This is a genomic window from Paenibacillus litoralis (assembly GCF_046244365.1).
Taxonomy (GTDB): Bacteria; Bacillota; Bacilli; order Paenibacillales; family NBRC-103111; genus Paenibacillus_V.
Map to the genome: position 1 here is coordinate 3,145,603 of NZ_CP176395.1, position 25,666 is coordinate 3,171,268.

General features: G+C 48.0%; 24 protein-coding genes. 15 read left to right on the forward strand and 9 right to left on the reverse strand.

Annotated features, from left to right (window positions below):
- Window positions 1–36: 36 nt before the first annotated feature.
- Window positions 37–423 carry a YkvA family protein gene (locus ACKGJP_RS12590; RefSeq protein ID WP_409347148.1) on the forward strand — a complete coding sequence of 129 codons (387 nt, stop codon included), beginning with the start codon at window positions 37–39 and terminating at the stop codon, window positions 421–423.
- A 135-nt stretch (window positions 424–558) separates the two neighbouring features.
- On the forward strand, window positions 559–1,632 hold the full coding sequence (locus ACKGJP_RS12595; protein ID WP_409345978.1) for an ankyrin repeat domain-containing protein: 1,074 nt from the start codon (window positions 559–561) through the stop codon (window positions 1,630–1,632).
- Between the two features lie 238 nt (window positions 1,633–1,870).
- On the opposite strand, the gene ACKGJP_RS12600 is transcribed toward ACKGJP_RS12595, so the two are convergent.
- Window positions 1,871–2,095 carry a PspC domain-containing protein gene (locus ACKGJP_RS12600; RefSeq protein WP_409345979.1) on the reverse strand — a complete coding sequence of 75 codons (225 nt, stop codon included), beginning with the start codon at window positions 2,093–2,095 and terminating at the stop codon, window positions 1,871–1,873.
- Between the two features lie 1,440 nt (window positions 2,096–3,535).
- Window positions 3,536–5,494: an ABC1 kinase family protein gene (locus ACKGJP_RS12605; RefSeq protein ID WP_409345980.1), complete on the reverse strand. Its 1,959-nt coding sequence runs from the start codon at window positions 5,492–5,494 to the stop codon at window positions 3,536–3,538.
- Between the two features lie 496 nt (window positions 5,495–5,990).
- Here ACKGJP_RS12605 and ACKGJP_RS12610 point away from each other — a divergent pair, with 496 nt between their 5' ends.
- Complete coding sequence (locus tag ACKGJP_RS12610; protein WP_409345981.1) at window positions 5,991–7,235, forward strand: hypothetical protein; 1,245 nt, start codon at window positions 5,991–5,993, stop codon at window positions 7,233–7,235.
- Between the two features lie 116 nt (window positions 7,236–7,351).
- The gene (locus ACKGJP_RS12615; protein ID WP_409345982.1) at window positions 7,352–7,555 is read left to right on the forward strand and encodes a hypothetical protein; all 204 of its coding nucleotides are present in this window, start codon (window positions 7,352–7,354) and stop codon (window positions 7,553–7,555) included.
- A 60-nt stretch (window positions 7,556–7,615) separates the two neighbouring features.
- On the opposite strand, the gene panD is transcribed toward ACKGJP_RS12615, so the two are convergent.
- Window positions 7,616–8,002 carry an aspartate 1-decarboxylase gene (gene panD, locus ACKGJP_RS12620; RefSeq protein WP_409345983.1) on the reverse strand — a complete coding sequence of 129 codons (387 nt, stop codon included), beginning with the start codon at window positions 8,000–8,002 and terminating at the stop codon, window positions 7,616–7,618.
- Window positions 8,003–8,161: 159 nt separating this feature from the next.
- Between panD and ACKGJP_RS12625 the strand changes: the two genes are divergently transcribed.
- On the forward strand, window positions 8,162–9,391 hold the full coding sequence (locus tag ACKGJP_RS12625; RefSeq protein WP_409345984.1) for a threonine synthase: 1,230 nt from the start codon (window positions 8,162–8,164) through the stop codon (window positions 9,389–9,391).
- 6 nt (window positions 9,392–9,397) lie between these two features.
- Entirely contained in the window at window positions 9,398–10,144 is a 747-nt protein-coding gene (locus ACKGJP_RS12630) for a YheC/YheD family protein (protein WP_409345985.1), read from the forward strand.
- Window positions 10,145–10,762: 618 nt separating this feature from the next.
- On the opposite strand, the gene ACKGJP_RS12635 is transcribed toward ACKGJP_RS12630, so the two are convergent.
- From ACKGJP_RS12635 to ACKGJP_RS12655, 5 genes are all read right to left on the reverse strand, one after another.
- Window positions 10,763–11,494: an amino acid ABC transporter ATP-binding protein gene (locus tag ACKGJP_RS12635; RefSeq protein ID WP_409345986.1), complete on the reverse strand. Its 732-nt coding sequence runs from the start codon at window positions 11,492–11,494 to the stop codon at window positions 10,763–10,765.
- A complete protein-coding gene (locus ACKGJP_RS12640; RefSeq protein WP_409345987.1) occupies window positions 11,491–12,138 on the reverse strand; it encodes an amino acid ABC transporter permease in 648 nt (215 codons plus the stop codon). Before ACKGJP_RS12640 ends, ACKGJP_RS12635 begins: the two co-directional genes overlap by 4 nt.
- 10 nt (window positions 12,139–12,148) lie before the next feature.
- Window positions 12,149–12,814, reverse strand: a complete 666-nt coding sequence (locus ACKGJP_RS12645) for an amino acid ABC transporter permease (protein WP_409345988.1) — start codon at window positions 12,812–12,814, stop codon at window positions 12,149–12,151.
- Window positions 12,815–12,879: 65 nt separating this feature from the next.
- Window positions 12,880–13,698: a transporter substrate-binding domain-containing protein gene (locus ACKGJP_RS12650; protein WP_409345989.1), complete on the reverse strand. Its 819-nt coding sequence runs from the start codon at window positions 13,696–13,698 to the stop codon at window positions 12,880–12,882.
- A gap of 415 nt (window positions 13,699–14,113) precedes the next feature.
- A complete protein-coding gene (locus ACKGJP_RS12655; protein WP_409345990.1) occupies window positions 14,114–15,172 on the reverse strand; it encodes a DUF6786 family protein in 1,059 nt (352 codons plus the stop codon).
- 448 nt (window positions 15,173–15,620) lie between these two features.
- On the opposite strand from ACKGJP_RS12655, the gene ACKGJP_RS12660 reads away from it, so the two are divergent.
- From ACKGJP_RS12660 to ACKGJP_RS12675, 4 genes are read left to right on the forward strand one after another with little or no spacing between them, the layout of a single operon-like run.
- A complete protein-coding gene (locus ACKGJP_RS12660) occupies window positions 15,621–16,934 on the forward strand; it encodes an ABC transporter substrate-binding protein (RefSeq protein WP_409345991.1) in 1,314 nt (437 codons plus the stop codon).
- A 33-nt stretch (window positions 16,935–16,967) separates the two neighbouring features.
- Window positions 16,968–17,885 carry a carbohydrate ABC transporter permease gene (locus ACKGJP_RS12665; RefSeq protein WP_409345992.1) on the forward strand — a complete coding sequence of 306 codons (918 nt, stop codon included), beginning with the start codon at window positions 16,968–16,970 and terminating at the stop codon, window positions 17,883–17,885.
- Window positions 17,882–18,712 (forward strand): carbohydrate ABC transporter permease, encoded by an 831-nt coding sequence (locus ACKGJP_RS12670; protein WP_409345993.1) that lies wholly within the window; start codon window positions 17,882–17,884, stop codon window positions 18,710–18,712. The genes ACKGJP_RS12665 and ACKGJP_RS12670 overlap by 4 nt, the downstream gene beginning before the upstream one ends.
- A gap of 15 nt (window positions 18,713–18,727) precedes the next feature.
- Complete coding sequence (locus ACKGJP_RS12675; protein WP_409345994.1) at window positions 18,728–19,429, forward strand: PIG-L deacetylase family protein; 702 nt, start codon at window positions 18,728–18,730, stop codon at window positions 19,427–19,429.
- 68 nt (window positions 19,430–19,497) lie between these two features.
- On the opposite strand, the gene ACKGJP_RS12680 is transcribed toward ACKGJP_RS12675, so the two are convergent.
- The gene (locus ACKGJP_RS12680) at window positions 19,498–20,139 is read right to left on the reverse strand and encodes a GntR family transcriptional regulator (protein ID WP_409345995.1); all 642 of its coding nucleotides are present in this window, start codon (window positions 20,137–20,139) and stop codon (window positions 19,498–19,500) included.
- A gap of 177 nt (window positions 20,140–20,316) precedes the next feature.
- Here ACKGJP_RS12680 and ACKGJP_RS12685 point away from each other — a divergent pair, with 177 nt between their 5' ends.
- From ACKGJP_RS12685 to ACKGJP_RS12705, 5 genes are read left to right on the forward strand one after another with little or no spacing between them, the layout of a single operon-like run.
- On the forward strand, window positions 20,317–21,477 hold the full coding sequence (locus ACKGJP_RS12685; protein ID WP_409345996.1) for a mandelate racemase/muconate lactonizing enzyme family protein: 1,161 nt from the start codon (window positions 20,317–20,319) through the stop codon (window positions 21,475–21,477).
- Window positions 21,478–21,535: 58 nt separating this feature from the next.
- Entirely contained in the window at window positions 21,536–22,561 is a 1,026-nt protein-coding gene (locus ACKGJP_RS12690; RefSeq protein WP_409345997.1) for a zinc-binding dehydrogenase, read from the forward strand.
- Window positions 22,562–22,575: 14 nt separating this feature from the next.
- A complete protein-coding gene (locus ACKGJP_RS12695) occupies window positions 22,576–23,667 on the forward strand; it encodes a PotD/PotF family extracellular solute-binding protein (protein ID WP_409345998.1) in 1,092 nt (363 codons plus the stop codon).
- A gap of 53 nt (window positions 23,668–23,720) precedes the next feature.
- Entirely contained in the window at window positions 23,721–24,824 is a 1,104-nt protein-coding gene (locus ACKGJP_RS12700; protein ID WP_409345999.1) for an ABC transporter ATP-binding protein, read from the forward strand.
- Entirely contained in the window at window positions 24,817–25,662 is an 846-nt protein-coding gene (locus ACKGJP_RS12705) for an ABC transporter permease (RefSeq protein WP_409346000.1), read from the forward strand. The genes ACKGJP_RS12700 and ACKGJP_RS12705 overlap by 8 nt, the downstream gene beginning before the upstream one ends.
- Window positions 25,663–25,666 lie beyond the last annotated feature (4 nt).

Below are 25,666 nucleotides of genomic sequence, written 5' to 3' on the forward strand. Positions count from 1 at the left end.
TAAACTACATAGATAAAGAAGGAGAACTTTTGCTTGATGATGGATAGATTAAAATCGTGGGCTAAACAGCTAAAAAGAAAGGTATTTGTACTTTATTTTGCCTATAAGGATAATCGTACTCCTTGGTATGCAAAAATCTTTACCATATGTGTTGTTGCCTATGCCTTTAGCCCAATTGATTTAATTCCAGACTTTATCCCGATATTAGGATATCTTGATGATGTGATACTAATTCCACTTGGCGTTGCATTTGCATTGAAAATGATACCTAATGCAGTTGTTCAGGAGTGTACAGTAAAAGCCGAGGACCGAATAAAGAATGGAAAGCCGAAAAATTGGTTTGTAGGAAGTTTAATTATTTTAGTGTGGATAGTAGTTTTCCTATGGATTTCTCTAGCCGCATATCGGTATTGGCTCGACTAACGGGCACGCTAATGGAGGAGCTCCTACACGGCAGCTCCTTTTTTAGTTTGTTGGTGTAACGGGTTTTTGCAGATTTGCTTCGAAGATCTATGAGTAGTAAAAAAATTCAAAGGAAGAGGATGTGAATAAATAAGCATGAATCAGGAATTGATAAATGCTTTTAAAAGCAAAGATATTTTGAGTGTGAAATCTATACTTGCTTCAGGGGTTGATTTGAATTACCGTACTCCAGGTACCCCTACATATTTAAATCGAGCATGGTGTGGTCAACGTGATTATGATTTTGAAATTGTTAAGCTTTTGATTGAATTTGGAGCAGACTTAAATGATTCATCATACCCTGCAATTGGCTGTGCGGCAGGAAGGGGAAGTATTGAAGAAATTCAATATGTACTTGATCGAGGGGCTGACATAAATGCTGTAACTCACGTCGGAACATCAGCATTATGGCAAGCTGCTTATAAAGGAAATATTGAAATTTTGAAATTCCTGTTAAGCACTGGGATTGACATTTATAAACACGGCGGACATGCTTTGCAAGTCGCCTCATCTTACGGGCATTTAGAAATAGTAGAGCTTCTGGTTAAAGAAAAAGCAAATATAAATTTTCAAGTATTTAACAAAAACGATGTAGATCTTTCCCAAACACCACTCCATTGCTCTGCAAGTTTTGGACAATTACAAATCGCACAATTTTTGCTTGAAAACGGAGCCGATCCTACATTAAAAAATTATTATGGAGAACGACCCTATATAATAGCCAAACGCCGAAAAAATAATGTTTTAGCGGATATATTCGCTTCATACGAACCCAAGGAATTACGCGACTTAGATGAGATAATGGCAAAATTAAAAAGAGTGGGTTTACCAGTAACGATTCTAAAGGATTTGGGAGAGGAAAGAAGACGGGTAGAGCTGCCTGAATCAAAGTACATGAACTATTTTGAATATTGTTCCATTCATGATGTCACAGAGATTGAGATTGAGATTGAAGGCATAAAAATGTTTAATCTTCTCTTTGAAACGAAGGGATATGATTCGTTGGGTTTCTTGGTATGGATTCCATCCAAAAAGGCACTAGGTAGTTATGATGCTGAGCACCAGTCTTTAATTATCCTTCATGATACAGATTGGAAAGGGTTTAAAAAGTCCCCAAGTGCAATTATTGATCGAATTTTAGATGGAGAATATGAAGTGGTTCACCCTTGATTGACATGCTTTTTATATGTTGATCAACGAATAATGGAAAAACCATTCCACTAACGGCGAACGATAGCACAAAAATAAACGAGGCTACCGGCAGTCTCGTTTTTTATTAGCAGCATCCCTAGTAGTGCGTATCCTATTGTGCTAAAAAATATAAATTTCCACTAAAAAGCATATGCTCCCTAGATTTACTCTTAGAGGAGTTTTTCTCATTCGCGATCCTTGTAAAAATCCTATTAGATTAAAAAGAGCGGTAGCTGCCAATGTAGTTGTCGACGTCGTAAGGCGCTTTAGGAACGACGACGCTTGCGATCAAATAAACGAACGCGACAGTTCCGAAACTGATGAAAGCCGCAATAATGACGAGCAAACGCACGATCGTTGCGTCCATGCCGAACCGTTCCGCTAATCCGCCGCATAAGCCGGTAATTTTGTTGTCCGTTCTCGAGCGAAATAATCTATACATGAATATCCATCTCCTTCAAAGTGGCGCCGCGGCGCTTGTAATATCTTTATTGTAAACGACGCGCGCCGCCTTCGAAATGGACCCAGGTCGGTCGGCCGGGCTAGGCATAAGTCCAGTAGTAATTCGTTCGGAGGGTGGGTAAAGGAATCGCCGCTGCTAAGCGAGCAGGTGGAAACCTCAATCTGTTTATCGATTGCAAATGTTTACGGGAAATAACCTGTGCGGTATGGTGTATAATGCGGATCAATAAGGTGATATCGATCTGCCGGCTTATTGGGGGATGGCTTTATTTCCGGAGCTTCAAACTGAGCAAGAAGCTGCTGATGATGAAAGCTTCGGCTTCCGTGACAACGGCAAAATCTTCGATAAAGAGCTAATAACCGTATTGCAACTCTGATTTGCGCTTGTATCCTATATTCAATCCTTCGAGGGATCGTTAACAGGTGTGCCCCCTTGATACCAAAACACCTTTTGGAGTCTGCACCCCATAAAAGAGGAACCGCTAAATTGTATCAATTTCTGCGTTCATAGGATTGAACTAACCGGTATGCTAGTTGCGTAAATGTAACAAGAGTGAAATCTAATTTTCATATGGTTTTAATGAATGAAGCCTATAATAAAACTCGACCCCCTTTATAATATATAAAATTAAGACCCACAGTTCGTTGCTGTGGGTCTCTTTTTTGGTTATTGAAGTAACGGGCAGGATAATGCAACTACTTTTACAAGTACAACGTAATAAACGAATATGGAAAATAGTCCTTCACTGAACAGACTATCACCGTGGATACCATTTTAATTCCTCTTACGAAGAGGTGACTTTAAATCTTAATTTGACTGAAAATGGGGGGGGGGAAATAATCACTGGAGTAAATATAGGAGGTAAAAAAAATGAAATAGTTCTTACATGGGAAGAAGTCAAGTATAAGTTCTTTAAAAAGAAAAAATGTCCCTCGTGTGGGGGGAAAATGAGGAAAATAATAAAGGATGTTTCTCTTGGTAATAAACCCTTTGTAGATCGTGATGTAGATGGTACAGAGCTAAATTTGCTCACTGAACGAATAGTAAGAACATACACATATCTTTGTGTAGGTTGTAACAATGAGTATCAATCAAATTTCTTGCAAGTAATCAAACATAAAGTTTTAACATCCTTTCAGCGGGTAACGCTAGTGGCGAGAACATTATTTTGACACGGAAAGATTAGACCCTCCCAAACAAAGCGAAGCTAAGGATAATTAGCCATTGGGAGGTTACTTTTATGAGATTGATGGATCTGTGGATGTTGTATGAGGCTGATAAGCGCATTTTGGGATTTAGCCCGCATACCTTGAAAGCATACTCCCTTCAGTTAAATGTTCTGATCCGAGAAACTTGACCGAGGGGGCGGATAGAGGATATCAAGCTTCACTCTGCCTTCATCCCCATGGATCAAATTCGCTACTCCTTGACTTGCTTCAAATTCCGCACCGCATGGATTGCGACTCGAATGAGCAGGATCGAGCTGATCAATATGCCGGCGTAACCGAAAACGGCCACGATATTAAACTCATCCCGAGTGTCATGGCCGCTTAAGCTAATCAGTCCGATGGAGATGCCTCCGAACGCCGTTCCGACGAAAGCCAGCAAAGCCTGTGAAATCCATTTCGTCACGAATGAGGTGTTGGCCTTGTCGGAGAAAAAGCCTACCTTAACGGACATCTCGCCCTTCTCCAGCATCGACCCGAGATGGTCGAGTCGCCGCGGCAGCCTGCGAATAACGGGGAGCAGCTCCAGCAATTCGTTCGTCGCCGTTTTCCGCAGATCGGTGTAGTCACTGACAGGAAGGAACTCCGCCGTGTGCTCCCTGGCGAAGCGGCGGGATTCGTCCATTAAGCTGAACTCAGGATTCAATTGCGCCATCGTGCCCTCAAGTGTAATCAGTGAGCGAAACGCGCCCGCAACATTCGGGTAAAACGAAAATCCGAACTCCCCAATCATCCGAAACAATCCCTGTATGAACGCATCCGAGCTTCCCGCCGCGCCATAAGCCTGAACCAGCAGCTGGCTGAGCGCTTGCTCCAAACCTTCTTTTTCGATTTCCTGTTGCGGCTCGACCAGTTGCAGCAGAGCATCCATGATAACGTACGTGTTGCGCTGTTCGAATCCGATCAGCAGCCTCTTCAGGGCGTCCTGCTGCAGCGTTCCGAGTCTCCCGACCGAACCGAAATCCAGCAGCGCGGGGGTTCCATCATTCAAAATAAAGACGTTGCCGGGATGTGGGTCGGCATGGAAAATTCCCTTGATGAAGATTTGCTCCAACATGCAGTCGAAAATTTGCCGCTGAACCTCCTGACGATCGATGCCGTATTCATCCAGTATAGCCGTGCCGCTCTTTACGCTAACGCCCTCCATATATTCGATGACGAGAATTTTCGCGCTGCTTAGCTCCGGGTAGACATGGGGGATCTTCACCTTTGTCCGGCTATTGGCCAGAGAAGCTGTCACTTGGGCGAAATTGCGGGCTTCGATGCGAAAATCAGTCTCTTCCTTCATCGCTGCGGAGAATCCCTTGGCCAAATCGAGGAAGCCGATATTTCTAGCCCAGGCAGATTTTTTTGACGCCCAGGCTGCAAAGCGCACTAAGATATCCAAATCGCGCTGCAGCTTGGAAGTGATATCCGGACGTAGCAGCTTGACGACTACTTCCTTCCCGCCCTCGAGCAGCGTGGCACGATGGACTTGTCCGATCGATGCCGCAGCGAGCGGTTCCATTTCGAATTTTTGGAATATCTCGTCTTTGGGGCGCCCCAGCTCTTTGGCCAATATTTCCTCCACCTGCACAGTCGTCAAACGGGCGACGTTTTCCTGCAAGTGCGATAGCTCTTCGATAACCGCCGGGGGCAACAGATCCGAACGCGTCGACAACACCTGACCGAATTTGATAAAGAAACCGCCGCAGTCCTCTAGCATCCTGCGAAGCGATACAGCCACCTTTTGATCTGATGCCGGCGATCGTTTGATGGCCAGGTTTTTGCCTACGCCGTTCTTGAGCGCGATCAGCAGCACTTGGACGTATCTTCGCTGTCTTCGCCACCAGGCGGACAGCCTTTTGACAGGGTTTTTCGTATCGGTGAGACGCTCGCCTCGCTCCCCAAGAGGGATAGGGTCGAACATCTCGAACAAGAGATAGAAGAGCAGGGCGACGATGACCGTGCTGAGCAGCCATAACCATCCGTCGGCTTCGAAGCTATCCGTATTGCTGCGGTAACGCAAGTATGAGTACCAATACACGGAGGTCGTTACAATGACGCTGGACAGCGATGCCATGACTTGTTTCATGAAGCTGATGTTCGTCCCGATCAATCGGCCGATGATGATGATCATAATAACGGCCAGTAAAATAATTTGAGAATACATCGGTTCACTCCTTTTAGTAAAGGGTTCGCCCTCCTATTATACATAATTTTGGTAGCAACGACGTAAACAACCCGACACGATAATTGTAATTGTACTTCAAGCGTTTGCGTGTAGTGTCACTACGCTGATATTACCCCAATCAAAGCGAAGTTCCCAGCGCATGAGTTTAACATATATATCCATCCACTTTGCCCCTGGTGACAGCGACGCTGGTACTACCCCTATTCACGAAGACGCGATCTACAGAGGGATAAAAAGCACAGCTGAACTAGCTCTAATCACTTTAAGACAAGGAAAAATAAAACTTACAATCTAATGGCCAAGGTTGCTTCCCCGCGGACATTCCAACATTAGCGTAAAGTCCTGAGTAATCAGAGCTTTTTTGTTGGGAAAATGACCCTCGTAGATTATCCGGGTATGCAGGGATATGAAAGTGATTTGTCGAATATTGGTAGGGTTGTGTATTGAATTGGCGAACCGTTGGAGGCTGCATAAAATGGACTTGGAATCGTTGCTGGCTAGCTTGACATCTAAACGCCCTGTTTTTCATAGCGAGGCGGATTTTCAGCATGCTTTGGCATGGGAAATTCAACAGCAATACCCGGATGCCTCGGTGCGGCTTGAATATAGGCCTGCAAAAGTGAAAGCCCGCATTTATATGGATATTTGGGTGGTGCTTGGCGATAAGAAAATGGCTATTGAGCTGAAGTATAAAACCAAAGCGGTAGAAACCGTGCATCAGGACGAAGTGTTTACGCTGCTTGATCAAAAAGCTCACGATTGCGGCCGCTATGACTTTTTGAAGGATATCATGCGATTGGAGCATGTTGTGCAGAAGGAACCGGATACGGTAGGTTACGCCGTTTTGGTAACGAACGATCCCGCTTATTGGAGTGAAGCGCTCAGCGATACGGTCGATAGCGCATTCCGTCTGCAAGAAGGTAAGGTGCTAAACGGAGAGCTGGCCTGGGGAGGCGAGGCCTCGGCCGGTACGATGCGCGGAAGAGAGAAGCCCGTCAAATTGCGCGATCGGTACCAAGTGGAATGGAAGCCGTTTTCCATTGTTGATTCCGCAAAAGGCGTTTTCCGCAGCTTAACCTTCAAGATCGAGCCTCGTAAGCAACTGGATATCGACGGTTTTATTGACCAGTTTGCAGCCCGTAAACCGCTTTTTCATTCGCAGGCCGATTTCAGGGATGCTCTGACCGACTACTTGAAAAGCACCGGCTTTCACTGTAAGCAAAACCGAATCATTGGCGCTGGATACCAAACGACGGACGTATATGCGGAACAAGACGGACAAGGCGCTTATGCCATTGAAGTTCGCTATAAAACAACGCAGCTTCACGTCATCAAAGACGATGTCGTCTATGATCTGAAGTCCCAGGGCGCACAAGACACGGGTCGTTATGATTTCATAAGCGACATCGTCAAATTGGAGCAGGCGTCGGACGATTCGCCCGGCTTGACCGGCTATGCCATTCTAATTACCAACGACCATCTCTATTGGGAGGAGCCCAAGCGGGCGAGTACGGTAGACGAGCGGTTCCGAATCCACCACGGCGCCAGGCTGCGCGGCGAATTGAGCTGGAGCCCCGAGGCCGGTGAAGGGACGATGGAAAACCGTGAAAAATCACTAGTGCTCAAAGGCTCCTACAAATTGGAGTGGAAGCATTACTCCATGCCAAGCCCGAAAAGGGAAGGGCGCTTCAAAATATTGGTTGTGCGGGTTGGGAGATAAGACGAAATTATAGAACTAACGGCTCGGGCCCTCGGTTTGATCGAAGGGACCGGACCGTCAATCCGCCCAATATCCGCACCTGTCTGACCTACCCGTTGATCGGCGAGCGAAAGCTCATGTTAGCCTTCCGCAACGATGGAAGCGAAGCGGTCGGCGGCGTGAGCCATACAAGTGGCAACGTGAAGCTTGAGCTCGACCGGGTTCCGTTTGCGCTTGGTCCCGGGGAAGAGTTTGTCGCTTTCGGGTGGGTGCCTGAAGAAGAGGAGTTTACGATCGAAGCCAGAAGCGAATTAGCCGGCGTAAGTCCCTCTAGAGCTTAAAGCCGCAACGGCAAAAAAGGAAGAGACCTCTCTCGAGGTCTCTTCCTTTTTTGGTTGTCATTAATCGAACGACCAATCCGCCCACTCGTGCACGTCAACTTTTGTAATCCGGTTGCTTTCGTCGACATACACGACGCGCGGTTGCAGCTCCGCCGCTTCCTCCTCCGAGAAGATGCCCATGCTCAAAATAATGACGATGTCGCCCGGCTGAAACAAATGGGCGGGAGGGCCGTTCAAGCATATTTTGCCGCACCCTTCGTCTGCTGGCAGCGCATAGGTTTTCCATCGCGTCGCGTTGCGCAGGCTGGTGATTTGCACCATCTCGTAAGGGCGAATGCGTGCTTTCTTCATTAAGGCGGCGTCAATCGTAATGCTGCCGACATAGTCGAGATCGGCTTCCGTAACAGTAGCCCTGTGAATTTTGCCTTTGCACATCAATCGAAGCATAACCGCTCCCCTTCGCATTCGGGTCGTTATCCCATGAATATGCGGGTACCCGGAATCGGTGCTTAATTACCTCGATCCGGACGATGGGTATTGGCCGTTCCTTTCGGCATCCGCCCTGTATAAAATGCAGCAATGACTACAAATGCCGGTGGTGATGAAGTGGAACGCTTCTTGCTGACATGTACGCGCTGCGGAAACACGGAACCGTTCGACGTTAAAGGAAAATGCGGCTGCGGCGGGACTTTCCTTGTCGAGTACGATTTGCCGTACCTTCGAAAAACATGGAATCGGGAGTCGCTTGCGCGCCGTCCTTGGACGATGTGGAGGTACCGGGAACTGCTGCCTGTCCGGCAGCAAGCTTGTCCGGTAACGCTAGGAGAAGGCGGGACGCCACTGCTGCGTCTGACCCCGCTGGAACGAAGGTTAGGACTCGGTGGCTTGTACAGCAAGCGGGAAGAGATCAATCCGACTGGCAGCTTCAAAGCGAGAGGATTTTCCGTCGCGGTAACGCTGCTTCAGGAACGCGGAATCCGGAAGGTTGCCGTCAACTCGAACGGCAACGCCGCTTCCGCCTTAGCGGCTTATGCCGCATGCGCCGGGATGGAGGCATTCGTGTTCGTACCGATGGATTGCCCGGGCTTGATCGTGGAGGAAGCGGTCCATTACGGTGCCCGCGTATTTCTTGTCGACGGTCTGATTCAGGATGCAGGGCGAATCGTAGGAAGAGGAATCGCCGAACAGGGCTGGTTCCACGCGGGAACGTTGCGCGAACCGGGCCGGGCGGAAGGCAAAAAAACGATGGGGCTGGAAGTGGCGGAGCAGCTCGGCTGGGCAATGCCGAATGTGATCCTGTACCCGACCGGCGGCGGTTCCGGCATTGTCGGCCTATGGCGCGCCTTCGCGCAATTGAAGGAGCTTGGCTGGGTGCAGGGCGACTTGCCGCGTCTCGTCTCGGTGCAGGAAAGCGGTTGCGAGCCGATTGTCCGTCTGCTACACGATCGGGAAGGGGATTCCGCGGCTCCCTGCGATGGAGGTTCTTGTGACGCAAGTCCGACCGGCCTTCTGGTTCCGGAGCCTCCGGACGGGAAGTTGATCGCCTCCATCCTGAAGCAATCGGGCGGCGATGCGATCGCCGTTACGCGAGAAGAAATCCGGCAAGCCCAGTGCGAGTCGGCTCGCATGGGACTGTCCGCTTCCCCTGAGGGGGCGGCGGCTTTCGCCGGGCTGTTCCGGCTTTGCGAACGCAGAGCCGTACTGCCCGGTGAAACGGTCGTTTGCTTCAACACGTCGCATGCCGCCAAATATTGGCCGTGGCAGTGTCACACCTCGCTTCCGGTTGTTCGCTGTTACGAGGATGTTGTCTTTCCATCTCGACAGACAGGAAGGTGAAACGAAATGCCGGGGAAATGGGGACTGCATACGTTTTATCAGAAAGATTCCCGGATCGCTCCAATGCTACCGGAAACGAAACGGTACGGCAAGTCCGCATTTCAGGACATGTTGAGCCGGTATGGTTCTGTCTATGTGAAGCCGAACATGGCGCATATGGGGAAAGGCATCATCAAAGTGTGGAAAGAGGACGGCGGTTACCGCATGCTTCGAGTGAAAGGGAAGCCGCGAACCTTTGCGACCGCGGAGTCGGTCTGCGGGCATGTTCTTGCGGCGGTGAAAGGCAAGGCCCATATCGTGCAGCAAGCTATTCCCCTTGCCGAAGTGAACGGGCGCCGTTACGACATCCGCGTCATGATGATGAGAGATGGCCGCAACAAGTGGCGGTATTCCGGCATGCTGGCCAAAGTAGCCGGACCGTCGAGCATCATCACGAATGTTCGGCGCGGCGGAGGATATGTTTTGCCGATCGGGCAGGCTTTGAGCCGTTCCGTTGCCGAGGGCAAACCGGATGAGCAGAAAAAGCTGGAAAAAGAGCTGGTCGACGCCAGTTATGCGATATGCGACCGGTTTAACAAATACAAATATTCGTCCCAGATCGGCATCGACTACGGGGTGGATCGCGACGGCAAGCTCTGGCTGATCGAGGTTAACTTCGATTATCCGTCTCACGCGCTGTTCGCGCGGCTTCGGGACAAAACGTTGTTCCGGCTGATCAAGCGAAGGCGCCGGGAATATAAGAATCGCCGCTGATTTGGTGTGCCGCCGCCAGGCATAATAGCTATTTTTGCATCCAGCGTTGGAACCGCGTCAACGGCGCTCATTTTATTACGCACGGATTTACCGCCTATGCGCTTAGCATCGCGTTACTATTCCTCGTTCAACCAAGCGAATTAATCGTATTTCCGTTTTCAACGGGATTGCTCGGGCTGGTAATAGGCTTCAGCATTGCGCGCTTCAAAAATCGGATACAGGTTGTTTTGTTTTCCGCTCTCGCTTTATGGGCCGCTGGTGTTATATGCCTTTCGCTTTCCGCTAGCTGCCGGAGCATCCGGCAGCTTTTTCGTTGACTGGAGGTATGAAGAATCATTGATAATGCGCATCGAGGGGAGTTGTTCGTTTATGTTGAGTTAAGGCTTCTTTCTCTGTCTGATAGACGATTTGTTTCAGAATTCGTTATAAAAAGGTGACCATACATAAGTTTGTATAAAAATGCAAGTGTAAGAGATTCTCTTGGTCTGCTTTTTGTATCGGACGAATCGGCTCGTCATTGAATCTTTTAGAGAAATTCATCCGTACCGAATCCGACGGCGTGGCCTTTCATTACATGTGTCCCGGTGCGTAATTGCGCAGTTGCATCTACGAGGCTTCTTATCGCTGAATGACTGCTTTAAGAAATTCCCGGGTTCTGGCGTTTTGTGGATTGGTAAAAATATCCTCAGGCTTGCCCTCTTCGATAATACGGCCTTCTGCCATCACCACAACACGGTCAGCCACTTCCCGGGCAAAATTCATCTCATGGGTAACGACAATCATCGTCATTCCTTCCCTGGCCAACTCCTTCATAACGGATAAGACCTCTCCGACAAGTTCAGGGTCCAGGGCGGATGTAGGTTCATCGAATAACATGATTTTAGGCTGCATCGCCAACGCTCTTGCTATCGCGATTCGCTGTTGCTGCCCGCCCGACAGTTGTTCCGGATACCGGTCCTTCTTATCAAGGAGTCCCACCTTCTCAAGCAGGGTCTCCGCGATTTCCTTTACTTGCTGCTGATTCAACTTGCGTACATGACGGGGGCCCAAGGCAATGTTTTGAAACACGGTCAAATGAGGAAACAGATTAAAAGATTGAAAAACCATGCCAACCTCGGTTCCAATCTTCCGGGCAACGGATTTTTTGGTGGCTATGACCGGCTGGCCGTTCATGGAAATTTCGCCGGAATCAATCGTTTCCAAATGGTTGATACAGCGGAGCATGGTGCTCTTGCCCGAGCCGCTTGGACCGATGACCACTACGACTTCCCCTTTTTCGACTTGAAGCGATACGTCGTGAAGAATTTTAAGCGTACCGAACGATTTGTTGAGATGATGAAGTGTAATCATTTGATATAAATTCTCCTTTCCATCCAGGTAACGAACATGGAGAGCGGGTAACAGATAATAAAATACACCAGCGATATGAAAAGCAATATTTCAAAAGGTTTGCCGGACACATTCATAATCGCTTTTCCCTCATGCAATAACTCCGCATATCCGACGACAGAGGCTACGGAAGTATCTTTGATGAGCGTAATATAAAATCCGATCAACGGTGGCAAGGAAACTTTCAAAGTTTGGGGCAAAATGACTCTGAACATCAGCAGAAAATAAGAAAAACCAAGAGCCTTTGCGGCCTCGAACTGTCCCTTGGGGATGGAATCGATTCCGGCCCTGATGATTTCAGCTATATAGGCGCCGGAATACAAAGTAAACACTAACGCGGTTGCCTCGAATATGTTGATGTTCACTCCGATATAAGATAACCCGAAATAAAACATGAATAATTGAATGAGCAGCGGCGAACCGCGAAAAAGTTGAACATACGCCGTAAGCGGCACTTTTAACCAGTTGATCCGGCTCGTCCTGGCCATACTGATCATGATTCCTGTCAACGTCCCCAAAAGGATTGCTGTAATGGAAAGCTTGCAAGTTACGGCGAATCCGTTCCACAAAAGATACCGGTACTCGTAGATTACACTGAAATCCATGGTTGTCACCTTACTTCGCGTTTGATATAAACAATCGGCGGTTAATCCAATTGAAAATCGTGGAAACGATAAAATACAACACATAATAAAGTCCGGTTACGAAAACGAATATCTCTAATGTCCGGAATGTTTGACCGTTTAAAATCAACGCGCGATCGGTAAGCTCTTTAACGTCAAGAATCGCGAGCAGGCTGGTATTGAAGAGAACCATAATAAATTGATTCGCGGAGACCGGAAAAATATGTTTGAAGGCTTGCGGAAAGATGATCGTTCTAAACATTTGAGTATAGGTAAGCCCTATAGCTTTACTTGCTTCCCATTGCCCTTTGTGGATAGATTGAATCCCCGCCCTTATGATCTCCGACATATAAGCCGAATTGTTTATGGTCAAGGCAATAATCCCGGCTTGGATAGGCGTAAAGTGGATGCCGAACTGAGGAAGACCGAAATAGATCAAAAAGATTTGAACTAGCGCCGGCGTATTTCGGATTAGCTCCACATACACGGTCGAGACTGCATATAGAGGGTAGATTCGCTTGTTAAACCGGCAAACCGCCAGCATAACGCCAATCACAAAGGACAGGAGAAAAACGAGAACGGTCAGCCACAAGGTCATGATAGCGCCGCCTGCAAAATAGTCCCAGTTCCCGAAGGGGGTCGACCAATCTAAAATCATTCGTTTGCCTCCTTACAATAAGAGGTCCGCCTTATTTTACAGCAGACCTCATTTCCATCGTTTTTTTAATACTGCGGATTTAGCATATAAGGAGGATTGATGCCGAACCACTTTGTGTAAAGGCTTTTATTCGTTCCCTGATTATTAATCTGGAATACGAAAAAGTTCAAGTAATTCAACCATTCCTGGTCGCCTTTACGCACGGCTATACCTTGATAAAGTGGAGCGATAAGCGGGTCGCCCGCCACCTTCAGCTCGGGATAAAGCTTGGCTTGGTAAGCCAGAAAACTTTCGTCCTCTACAAACGCATCCGCTTGACCGTTTTTAACGGCGAGCACACATTCCGCGGAATTGGAGAAATACGAAAGCTGTGCCTTCGGAGCAAGCTCGGTAACGGCCTGGTTGGTAGAACCCTTAACAACAGCAACCTTCTTATCATTAAGATCTTGTACTTTCTGAATGGCGCTGTCCTTCTTGACCAGCATTTTCTCGCTGGCAGCCGAGTATGGCGCCGACACATTGATCTTCTGCAAGCGTTCGTATGTACGTGAAAAACTGCCTATAACCGCATCCACTTTCCCTGTTTCAATAGCCGGGATTCGCGCGGAGGAATCGAGATCAATGATTTCAAGCTCGGCGTTCAGCGATTTTGCCAATTCCTTGGCAATGTCTACATCGTAACCTTGCGGGTTATTTTTATCGTCTTTAAACCCGAATGGAGGGTAGGAGAGAATGACCCCGACTTTCAGTTTTTTGGATTGAACGACCTTCGTCAGAATCGAGCTTCCCACCTCATTGGAGTTTCCTGACTTTGAGCATCCTGTAATGGCAAGAACAAGCAACAACGCCATGCATAGCAGACCATTAACATTACTTTTTTTCATACAAAGACCCCCTTCGATTAAAATAGTATTGGCAACAGGTTGCCATACAGGGAATACATTCGTTCGCAAAAGACAATAGCTCGTTAGAATTTCAATCAATCTGATAGCGCTTTCGAAATCCGTTCACAATCATCAGCGCGTCAATATTTTCATATTTTCGCCTCCTGGATGGATAAATTTAGGCGCGTTATTTGTGATAGCGCTTTATGAACTCATAGTATCATCACACTTTTTGAATTGTCAACAATAACATTGACAATTTAGTTGATTATCTTTATTGCAGGCTGAAGATCCAAAAAAACAGGCGCACACGCCGATTAAAAGAAATAAGGTACTGGAGTTCCGCTTTTTTATAAAAAAAGAGCCCCGCCAAGGGATGAAGTACAACCCTCAGAATGGGACGATGGAAAACCCGTCAGGTTAATCGATGATAATACAATGAATTAATCCCAAGCATATGACGTGCAATTTTGGCAATTTGGTCAGATTTCCCGACGAAATAATACAGTTGGGAATTATCCGATTGGACAGAAGAATCTTTACCGTTCATAGAGGGGGCATGATATTCTAATTCCCCGAAGCCGCCCATCTTTTCTCCATCGTAGAAAAACTGCATGCAGGACCCGGTATAATCCGGCCGGTTTTCCGGATAATCGGGATATGAGGCAGAGGGGTTTACCTGAAACTGACGTACGATTAAACTAGAAATTTCCTGACTTAATCTTCGGTAGTAACCGAATCTTCCGATGCTTTGCAGAGCATTATACGACAGCTTGAAGCTGCTGCCGCCTTCAAACGGGAAGGTTGCATAGTGGGGCTGACGATTTATCCGGATCTCCTCTTGTTCCCGGTACATCACAAGCGGCTCGGAATCTCCCAGCACAGGAACCAAAACCGTGCCGCCGGGAGGGACCTGCAGGATCGACCATAGGTTGAATTCGGGTAACGGCGTATCCGGCACATACTCCGTCTCGGGAAGGAGCTGTATGCGCGTTTCGCATTGATATCCGATGTAGGGAACCTGTGCCAGCTCACGGTGCTCGTCGGAATCAATCATTAGAAAAGGATTGGCAATCAGGCTATAATCCTTTGTAAGGCTAAGAGGAACAATGGTTTGATCCGGCCAGTGGGTCAAAACGCAGGTTTGTCCGGTACGGACAGTCCCGGCTTTATCCGAAGGGATAAAACGATAGGAGCCGGGATCGAGCTGCGCTGGGATATCATAATTACCCGATGCATCTGCGAAAAAATCCATCTCGGGACTGATCCAGGTGCGGTCTCCTCCGACATTCCATGAGCATTCTTCCAAGGCGTGAATATTGGTCCATACCGCGGATTCCGTGCTGTTAGCCGGTATGAGGTGAATCAGCCGGGAACCCTTCTCCAAAATAACGGCGTAACCGCCTTGCGTATCTTTCAACAAATGATAGTTCTGGTTTAAAGTTGTTAACTGTCGAAGCAATAAGTCGCTCAATCGATTTTCTCCCCTTTAAACTGATCATGTATCTTTCCAGTTTGAACTTTCACTTTGCCCCGAGGATAGCCATAATCACAATCATCGGGAAAATAGCCGAAATAATTGTCAACAAAGATGTCGACAATTATTTCGGCTATTATACTTTAGAAATTCGGCTTTTGAAAGGGGATGATTTTAGGTTTTAAATTGTTAACAATAATGTTGACAATAATACGAAAAACAATTTATACTGTTTTTCAAGCGGGCTCCGAGTACTCGAGTAATAGTTGGTGTCGTTTATGGCCTGTTCGACTGTTCGTGTCATGAGTAGCTTGAAAGCGATATCAAGAGTTGAAGAAGGGGTGATGCTTTCCACGTCGGAAAAACACTGATTAGATTGTGAAGAGTATGAGAGGTTTTCGTGAACGTTGGTTTTGGACTGCAATATAAGGGGAGGTTTTTGTTGATGAAGATAAGTTCGAAAAAGTTGACGGTATTGGCTGGTTTGGTTCTTACATCATTAGTTACAGCTTGTTCAAGTGGCGAAGATACGGGTGGCGCCGATAGCGGGAATAAATCGAAGACCTTGAAATTTATGGTCACTTCAGAAAATTACAGCGGCAGACTCAAGGATTTCATTTCGAATTATGAAGCCAAAAGCGGTAACCGTGTAGATGTTCAATTGTTTCCGGCGACGGAATTCGAGAATATGCTGAAGGTTAAAATGATGTCCAATGAGGGACCCGATTTGTTTGTAACCGACGATATCGCCATGTCGCAATTCCAAGTCTCCAAAGCATGGTTCGAGGATCTATCCGGAGAGCCCTGGACAAGCCGTCTATCGGAAGGCGGCAAAAAAATTATTCAATGGAACGATGGCCGAATAACCGGATTGCCCATTACGAATCCGGGAGGTATGGGAATCTTGTATAACAAAGCGATTTTCAAAAAGCTCGGGCTCGAGGTACCGACGACTTGGGACGATTTTATAAAGATCTGCGAAAAGATCAAGCAAGCGGGCATCGTTCCGGTCAATATCCAACTGGCCAACGGGAGCGAGTTCGGTACGACGCATATGATGCACCAGCTATTTGCAAACGCCGAGCTAAACCGAGGCAAAGAAGCCGACCGATTCTGGCAAGAGTTGAACACGCACAAGATCAATGTAACGGAAGTGAAGGAGTATGAGCAGTCGCTGAATCAAATGGTGGAATTAAAAGAAAAGGGATACATCAATGAAGATTTTATTTCAAATACATTTGAGATGACCCAGGAAAAATTGGGAACCGGCAAAGTGGCCATGCATCCGGCCGGCGATTTTATACTTGAACCGCTGCTTAAGAAATATCCGGATATGGAATTGGGTTTCTTCTCCATGCCGTTCGGCAATACACCGGGTGCCATTTCGCTCTACGCGGGAGTGGGGATCTCGGTTAACACGAAAGCTGCGCACAAGGAAGAAGCGCTGGAGTTGATCCGATTGTTCGCTTCCAAGGAGCAGCAAGAAATGTACTTACAGAAGTCGCCTGGCATATCCGTCTTCTCTGACGTGAATGCCAAGCAGAATATGATCAGCGGGGATTTGCAGCGTTATATGGATAATGGGAAAGCTTTTATGGGGATGTTCGGAAAGTATGAAGCCTGGAACGATATGGATGCCCGAAAAATTATGCAGGAAATGATGCTGGGCGGGAAAAAGCCGACGCAAGTGTTGAAGGAACTGAACGCCAAGATGGAAATCGTAGCCAAAGGGAAAAAGCTTCCGGGGTGGAGCCAGTGAAAGCTGAGCGGTTAGGAATGGAGGAAGACTTGCATGTCCGGCTTTGTTGAAGAGAGAACGGGACGTCCGTTACGCAAACGAAGACCTCCCCTATACTATCCCGTCATGTTTGTCGTTCCCGCACTCGCCATCTATGTTGTGTTTTTCATATACCCGACCATCCTGGGCTTCTATTATTCTTTCACCGATTGGAACGCGGCAGGCGAAAAGATCCGATTTGTCGGCCTGACCCAATTCATTGAAGTTGTTCGAAATCCGGACTTCGCTGTCGCATTGAAAAATACATTCCTATATGCCACGGTAACGACGATCGGCAAAAATGTCATTCCGCTGGTGCTGGCCGTGCTGCTGACCATGGGAATGCGATCGCGCAATGCATTGCGAGCCGTCTATTTTTCGCCTGCTATTCTCAATATCGTAGCGGTGGGCCTTATTTTCCAAGGGTTATTGAATCCGCATACCGGATTTGTCAATAATCTGTTGCGGTCCATGAATCTTGACTTTCTGGCACTCGGCTGGATCGGAGACCCGTCCCTATCCATATATGCCGCCTGTCTAATGGAAATATGGCGTGCGTCCGGGATAACGATGGCCATTTATATCGCCGGCATCCAGAACATCCCGGCCGATTATTATGAAGCGGCAGATATCGACGGGGCATCCGTTTGGTCGAAATTCATGCATGTGACGCTGCCGCTGCTGATGCCCGCCATTACGATCAATGTGCTCCTATCGGTCATTTACGGCGCCCGCATGTTCGAAGGCGTATATTTCCTGACTCAGGGCGGCCCCGGTAATTCATCCGAGGTATTGATGACGCTTGTCTACAAATATATGGGACAAGGACTTTACGGCTACAGCACCGCATTGAACTTGATCTTGGTGCTTCTTATTGTCTTGATTTCGATGCCGCTGCTCTCTTATATGAAGAAAAGGGAGGTAGAGGGATGATGGAACGGCGGCGAAAACGATGGATCGGGTTAGCGGAGTCGTGCTTGTGGGGCATGAGTGCCGTCATCCTCATTCCCTACTTGATGGTGGTGTTGACATCGGTCAAAAGCAGCAAGGAGGCGGGGCTGTTTCGGCTTGCTCTTCCTTCGGACATTCATTTTTTCGATAACTACCGCGTCGTATTTGAGCGAGGGTATGTTTTACAAGGCTTTGTGAACAGTATTTTCGTAACGGCAGGTTCAGTCGTCATTGTACTTGTTTGCTCTGCGCTTCTAAGCTTTTATATCGCCAGGGTGCGAAGCCGTATATCCGGAACGCTTTACCGGTTCTTCTTGCTTGGCATGGTTGCGCCGATCAGCCTTGTCACCACCTTCAATGTGCTAAAAACGTTGAACATTCTGAATACGCGAACAGGGATTATTATGGTATTTGCAGGCATCTTGATTCCGTTCGCCATGTTTATTTACGTCGGGTTTGTCAGGACAATTCCGAGAGAAATGGACGAGGCGGCAACGATCGACGGATGCGGACCATACCGCATGTTTGCCGTCATCATTTTTCCGCTTATGAAACCGATAACCTTTACGGCCGCAATATTGGTGTTTATGAACGTCTGGAACGATTCGCAAATCCCTCTGTTTTTTTTGAATGACAATCAATACTGGACCATGCCGTTGAACATCTATCGATTTTACGGCTATTTCAGCACGGATTGGAACTATATTTTCGGCAATATTTTTCTAACGGCTCTGCCGGTGTTCATTATTTATCTGATCGGGCAGCGGTTTATGATCGAAGGAATGACGAGCGGAGCGGTAAAAGGATGATGAGGAGGATATAAGATGCGTATACTTGCGATTGGCGCTCATCCAGACGATGTTGAGATTTTTTGCGGAGGGACGCTTGCCAAATATGCGGCACGAGGAGATCATGTGACCATCATGATCGCAACGAACGGCAATGTCGGATCTCCCGTCTTGTCCAAGGAAGAAATCGCTGCCGTTCGCCGAAAGGAAGCGGAAGCTTCGGCGGCCTGTATTGGAGCGGATTTGATTTGGATGGGTTATGACGATGAATTTCTGTTTCATGACCGGGAGACGAGAATGGCGTTTATCAATGCCATCCGCAAGGCGTCGCCCGACGTTATGTTCGTACACGGGAACAATGATTATCATCCCGATCACCGAATATGCGGCGAGATTGCCGTTGATTGCAGAATTCCGGTTACGGTACCGCTTATCGAAACGGAATATCCGCCTATGCCCAGAATTCCGCATGTTTTTGTGATGGACAACTTGGGCGGAGTAGGATTCGAGCCCGAATTTTATGTGGATGTAACGGACGTATACGAAATGAAAAGCCGCATGATTCGTTCGCATGCGAGTCAGGATCAATGGCTGAACTATCAGTACGGTATGGATTACGTCGAATTCGTGTCCAAGACGAGTGCGGTTAGAGGAATGGTAATCGGAGTCCGTCATGCGGAAGCGTTCCGGAGCCTACCCATTTACCCGGTCATGGGAGGCGCGTCTTTGCTGCCTTAACGCGGAGGCTTACTGTAATACAAATCAAAAGCGCCCTCTGATCATGATCATTCAGGGGGCGCTTTTCATTAGTAAATATGCTTTTTCAAGACCGGTTCGATGACCGCCCAATCTTTGGTCTTAATGGCGTTCAACAATTCGCGATGCTCGTCAATAAGCTGAGAAAAATCATTCTGTTGATGCATATGGGAATTATTCATGAAATGAAAAACGATTCGGGAAGAGACACCCGACCAAAGTGAAATCATGTAGGGCTCTTCAGTCAAGGAAACCAAGTATTCGTGGAATTGTAAGTCTATCTTAACGATCGAGCTCAGGTCCATTTTTTTGCAAGCTTCGATCAAATCGTTCAGGATTTTTTCCAAGTCCTCAAAGTGGCTATCGTTAAGACGGGGAATAATGGTCTGGATGCAGTACGATTCCAACAAGATGCGAAGCGGGTTAAGCAATCGATCGACTTCTCCCTTTTCTACGTTCGCGACAGTGGTTTCACGATGTGTTTGAGTGACGAGCAGACCTTCGCGTTCGAGAAGTAAAATCGCTTCACGGATGGGTCCGCGGCTTACGCCCATATCTTTGGATAGGTCTTGCTCGCGCAAACGCTGGCCGGGCTTCAGTTGACCGCCGATCACGGCATCCTTGATGTCCTGATAGATTTGATTGCGCAGCGTATCTGTTTTTTTTATTGAAAACCGGAATTCGGAACTCATTATTGATCCTCCACTCTTTTATAACTCCAACTATAGTTTACAATAACGGACAAAGCAAATAACGTCAACGATTACAATAAAAAATAAACAATAAATGTTATTGTTGACAATGACGAAGTTCTGAAATAATCTAGAGGTGAGCAAACAACACCATTCATTATTCAAAGGAGAGCAGTTATGAAAATTATCGATGTTATAACAACGCCCGTATTGATTCCCTTTAAGAAGCCTGCAAAATGGTCCGGAGGCACACGGAGAAATGCGCCCGCATTAATGATCCAGTTGAAAACGGACGAGGGCTTGATCGGATACGGCGAATGTGTCGGTCCGACGATTCCGACGATTCAAACCGTTATCGAGAAAGAATTCAAGCCTTTTCTCATCGGGAAAGACCCCATGCAAACCGAGCTGATTTTGCATCAATTGGAAGAATACATTTTGAATTGGTCCCAAATCGGTTATTATGCAATGGCAGGGATCGATATCGCGCTGCTGGATCTCAAAGCCAAAATATTGAACACGCCGTTATATAATCTTCTTGGCGGTCTGTACCGGAAAGATGTCCGTTTCTCAGGTTACTTGTTCATCGACGATCCGCTCGTGAATGCGAAGGAAGCGGAGGAGCTGGTGGCCAAAGGTTACGACGAGATTAAGATCAAAGTCGGCCGGGAAGTCGACTATGATACACAGCGCATCAAGGAAATTCGCCGTGCCGTCGGCCCGAAAGTGAAATTGAGAATCGATGCGAATCAAATATGGAGCGTACCTACGGCTATCCGGGCAATCAACCAGATGGCGGTTTACGACCTGCAACTGGTCGAGCAGCCGGTGCCTTATTACGATATCGACGGAATGGCTGCAGTAAGCCGGGCGGTACCGGTTCCCATTACGGCCGACGAATCCTGCACGACCTTCGATTCGGCGCTCAAGCTGATCGAGAAAGGTGCCGTATCCGCGTTCACCGTATATCCTTCAGAGGCGGGCGGCCTACTGAAAGCGAAGCAGATTGTCGAGCTTGCCAACACCTACGGGATATGGTGCGTGACGGGGTCATGGGCGGAAACGGGTATCGCGACTATGGCGAATGCCCATCTGATTGCTTCATCCCGCAACTTCGTGTTTGCCAGCGATACGCACTATGAATGGTATGCCTCGGATGTACTGCAGAACAAGCTCAATATCGTGAACGGCAAATTGTCGATGACCGATAAGCCAGGTCTTGGCGTTGAGCTTGCCCCGGACTTCAATGGATTGGCCAAGGAAGAAATCAGAGAAATGGTGTTTTATGATGACGAGTCGGCAGTGGAGTATCAGCCGCGTATCGGCATGATTCTTTAATTACCGGTAAATTGTGGTTTACGGCAGAGCACCTGCCGCATTGCAAGGAGGCTGCAAGATGAAAAAAACCATGCAAGCGCTTGTATGGCACGGTGTCGGGGATTTACGGAGCGAGGAAGTCCCGGTCCCCCGAATCGGAGCGAAGGAAGTATTGGTTAAAGTGCGGTATGCGGGTATTTGCGCAACCGACCAGGAAATTTTTAACGGACAATATCCGTACCCCGCACCTTACATTCCAGGCCATGAAATTACGGGCACGATCGAGGAAATCGGGGAAGGCGTCAATCAACTGAAAGTCGGGGACCGGGTCGTAATCGACCCGGCCATCCCTTGCGAGACATGCAATTCTTGCCGAAACGGACGCTCGGAATTTTGTCAGCATTATCGCGAGCTTGGAATAAACGAAAACGGGGGATGGGCACAGTTTGTAAAAGCGCCTGTTAGATGCGTATATCCGATCCCGGATACACTCAGCGATAAATCCGCGGCTGTCATCGAGCCCCTGGTATGCCCGTTCGGTGCGGTTCATGCGGCCGGAGTCGAAACGGGGGATCATGTACTTGTCATCGGTGACGGACCGGCCGCGATGTATTTTGTGCAAATTGCCCGGATGATGGGTGCAGCGTCCGTATCGGTTTCCTATAAACTGGACTCCCGCATCCCGGAATTGCGGAAATGCGGTGCCACGCAGTTTGCCGAAAGCAAACGCATTCATGAGCTGGCCGAAACGAAAGCTTACCAGGCGCACGGAGGCTTTGATCTGGTCATTGATGCTGTGGGTTACTCGGAAACGATAAGACAAGCCATTGAAATGGTTCGAATCGGCGGAAGGATCATTTTATACGGTTTGAAGGAAGCCGAATCCGCCGCTTTCCCTCACAAGGAAGTTATTTTGAAAAATCTGACGCTGTACGGCCGGACTAATGCACCTACGCTCTGGGGCAAAGTGATAGAATGTATTGAAAACGGTTTTTTGCATATTGATTTCATTCCCGATCAAGTGGTAAGCCCGCATGAGGTAGCGGAGCTATTGGCCAAACCGCAATGGCCGTGGGTGAAATGCATCGTGAAGTGGAGTGAATAGTAGGAGGGACACTGATGAACAGAAACGTACGTCTGGTCAAAATGCTTGCATCGTCACTGATTCTGCTCCTGCTTGCCGCATGCAGAGACGGCTCTGCATCTCCCGATACGGACAAGCCTTTTGCCGGCAAAGAAATAAACGTCTTGTCTTGGGAAGGGTATCAGGAACCGGAATGGGTCGAGCCTTTCCAGAAGCAGCATGGCGTTAAAGTCAATGTCACCTACGCGGGAAGCGTGGACGAGATGTTTTCAAAAGCGGCTTCCGGCTCCCTCCATTACGATTTGATATTTATGGATGGGGGCTCCGTAACCCGGTACAACAAAATGAAGCTGATTCAGCCCATCGATGTCGCCAAATTAAAACATTACAGCGAGCTCATCTCGAACATGAAGAGCATCAATGACAAGCATATCATGTCGGGCGGACAATCCTATGCGCTTCCGTTTGCCTGGGGTTCGCTTCCTCTCGCCGTCAACAAGGATAAAGTCAAAGAGCCCGTCACCTCGTGGTCCGCCCTATGGGACAGCAAATATAAAGGGAAAATCGCGACCATCGACGATGCAAACAACCAGGTTGCGACCACCGCGCTTCTGCTCGGTTATCCCGATCCCTATAACCTCACGGAGCAACAGCTGGCCGAAGTGAAGAAGAAGCTGATTGAGCAAAAGCCGCTGGTCCGTTCCTATTATTCCGGATTCGAGGACGGCAAAAACCTGATGGCAAGCGGCGAGGCCTGGATCCTTTTTACGCAAGGGCCGACAATGGTGACCGATCTTAAGGACCAGGGCATGAACGTCGAAGAAGTCATTCCGAAGGAAGGGGCGCTTGTATGGATCGATAATGCCACAATCGGGGCGAAAACGGAAAACCCTGAGCTTGTTTACAGCTATATCGACTATTTAATCTCTTCCGAGGTCCAAGCCCAATTGGTCAAGAAAACCGGCTATGGCGGAGTCAACGCCAATTCCGTTCAAAAATTGACGAAAGAAGAGGCTAGGAAGTCCCATATGGACGATCCGTCCTATTTCGATAAATTGGTTTATGTTTCGTTCCCCGAGAGCTTTGAAAAACGCGTCAAGCTGTGGAATGAAGTAAGGGCGCAATAGAACGCTGCATGATAAAGGCTACGATCAGATCCTTACAAGGAAGGTAAGGTTATATGGACAACACACAACACGTCGTACTGGAGATGGAAGGCGTTAAAAAACAGTATGGCTCCTATACCGCAATCCAACATTTGGACCTCTCGATACGAAGGGGAGAGTTTTTCTCCATCGTCGGACCGAGCGGCTGCGGGAAAACGACCATACTCAAAATGATCGCAGGCTTCGAATATCCGACGTCCGGATCGATAAGGATTGCCGGCAAGTCGTCGGACAGGCTGCCCCCGCACAAGAGAAACGTCAATACCGTATTCCAAAATTACGCTTTGTTTCCGCATATGAATATCTATGATAACGTGGCTTATCCGCTGCGGATCAAGAAAACGGATAAAGCCGCCATCCAAAAGTCCGTCATGGAGCATCTGGATATGGTGGGAATGGCCCAGCATGCCCATAAGGCGCCTCAGCAGCTCAGCGGGGGACAGAAACAGCGGATCGCGCTTGCCCGTGCCATGATTTCCAGACCCGATATTTTGCTTCTGGACGAACCTTTGTCGGCTCTTGATTTTCATCTTCGTCAGGATATGCAGCGAGTGCTGAAACAGCTGCAGCGTGAAAGCGGTATCACATTTGTCTATATTACCCACGACCAAGGAGAAGCGCTTAGCTTGTCGGATCGGATTGCCGTCATGAATCACGGAATTCTGCAGCAAGTAGACTCGCCTACGGTCATCTATCGGAAGCCCGCTACGAAATTCGTTGCAGGTTTCATCGGAAAGACGAATATTTTGAAGGGCGCGTTCGACGCCAATCGGATGTTTGTCCTATCCTCCGGGAACGGGAAGGCCGGCTTGAGCATACGAGACGAAGGATTGTTCCAAGCGGGAAAAGAATTCTATATCTCGATACGGCCGGATAAGATCAGGTTCTCGAAAAAAGACGATAGCTACGACAACTGCATTCGAAGAACTTCCATCGCCGACTTGGCGTATTACGGCTCGGAAAGGGAAATTCTCCTGAATACGGAAGAGTACGGGCCGCTGCTGGTGAAGCTCCACGAACATGAATCGGCAGACTTGACAGTCGGGGAGAAAACGGACATTTATTTCCGTTCCAAAGACGTCATTTCCATACCGATAAGCGGAGCCGCCTATGAATAACAAAAATATCGTTACCGGCTTGACCTTCTTGTGGGTAGCGCTGTTCATCCTTATTCCGATCGGCATTATGATTGCATACAGCTTCTGGTATGTGGAAGATTTCAAGATCGTCAAGGAGATGACGCTCCGGAACTATAAGGAAGTGTTTTCGAACGGCACTTACCTTATTATTTTATGGAAGACGATCAAATTGGCCGCATTAATGGGGCTGTTAGCTACCCTTATCAGTTATCCTTTGGCTATTTTTGTTCATTTTCACGGGGGAAGGCACAAGGAGTTTCTGTATCTTGCGGTTCTTGCGCCGCTTCTTGTAGGATATTTGATCCGGGTTTACGCTTGGAGATCGATATTGGGCGAAAAGGGCGTCATTAATTCCGTCCTGACCATGACGGGGATATTGTCCGAGCCTACCGACAAGCTGCTGTTCAACAATTTCTCGGTTGTCGTTACGATGCTGTGCATTGCGATTCCGTTCACGTTTATACCCATTTACAACGCGCTCGAGAAAATCCCTGCCTACCTGTTGAATGCGGCGGCGGATCTCGGTGCGAACGCGCGGCAAACGTTCTTGACCGTACTGCTTCCGCTCAGCCTTCCCGGTATCGTAACCGGTTTTATGTTTGCCTTCATTTCGGCATTGGGGGATTACATGACACCGTCGCTCGTTGGCGGCACTTCCGGAATTCTGATCGGGAATTTTATTCAATCCCAGTTTGGCAACAGCTTCAATTGGCCGCTCGGTTCCGCCCTTGCCATTGTGATTCTGATGATCACCCTTATTGTTATCGCCATATCCCAGAAACTGGGCGATGTTAAGGGCGTCATCGAGGAAGGGTAGGGAG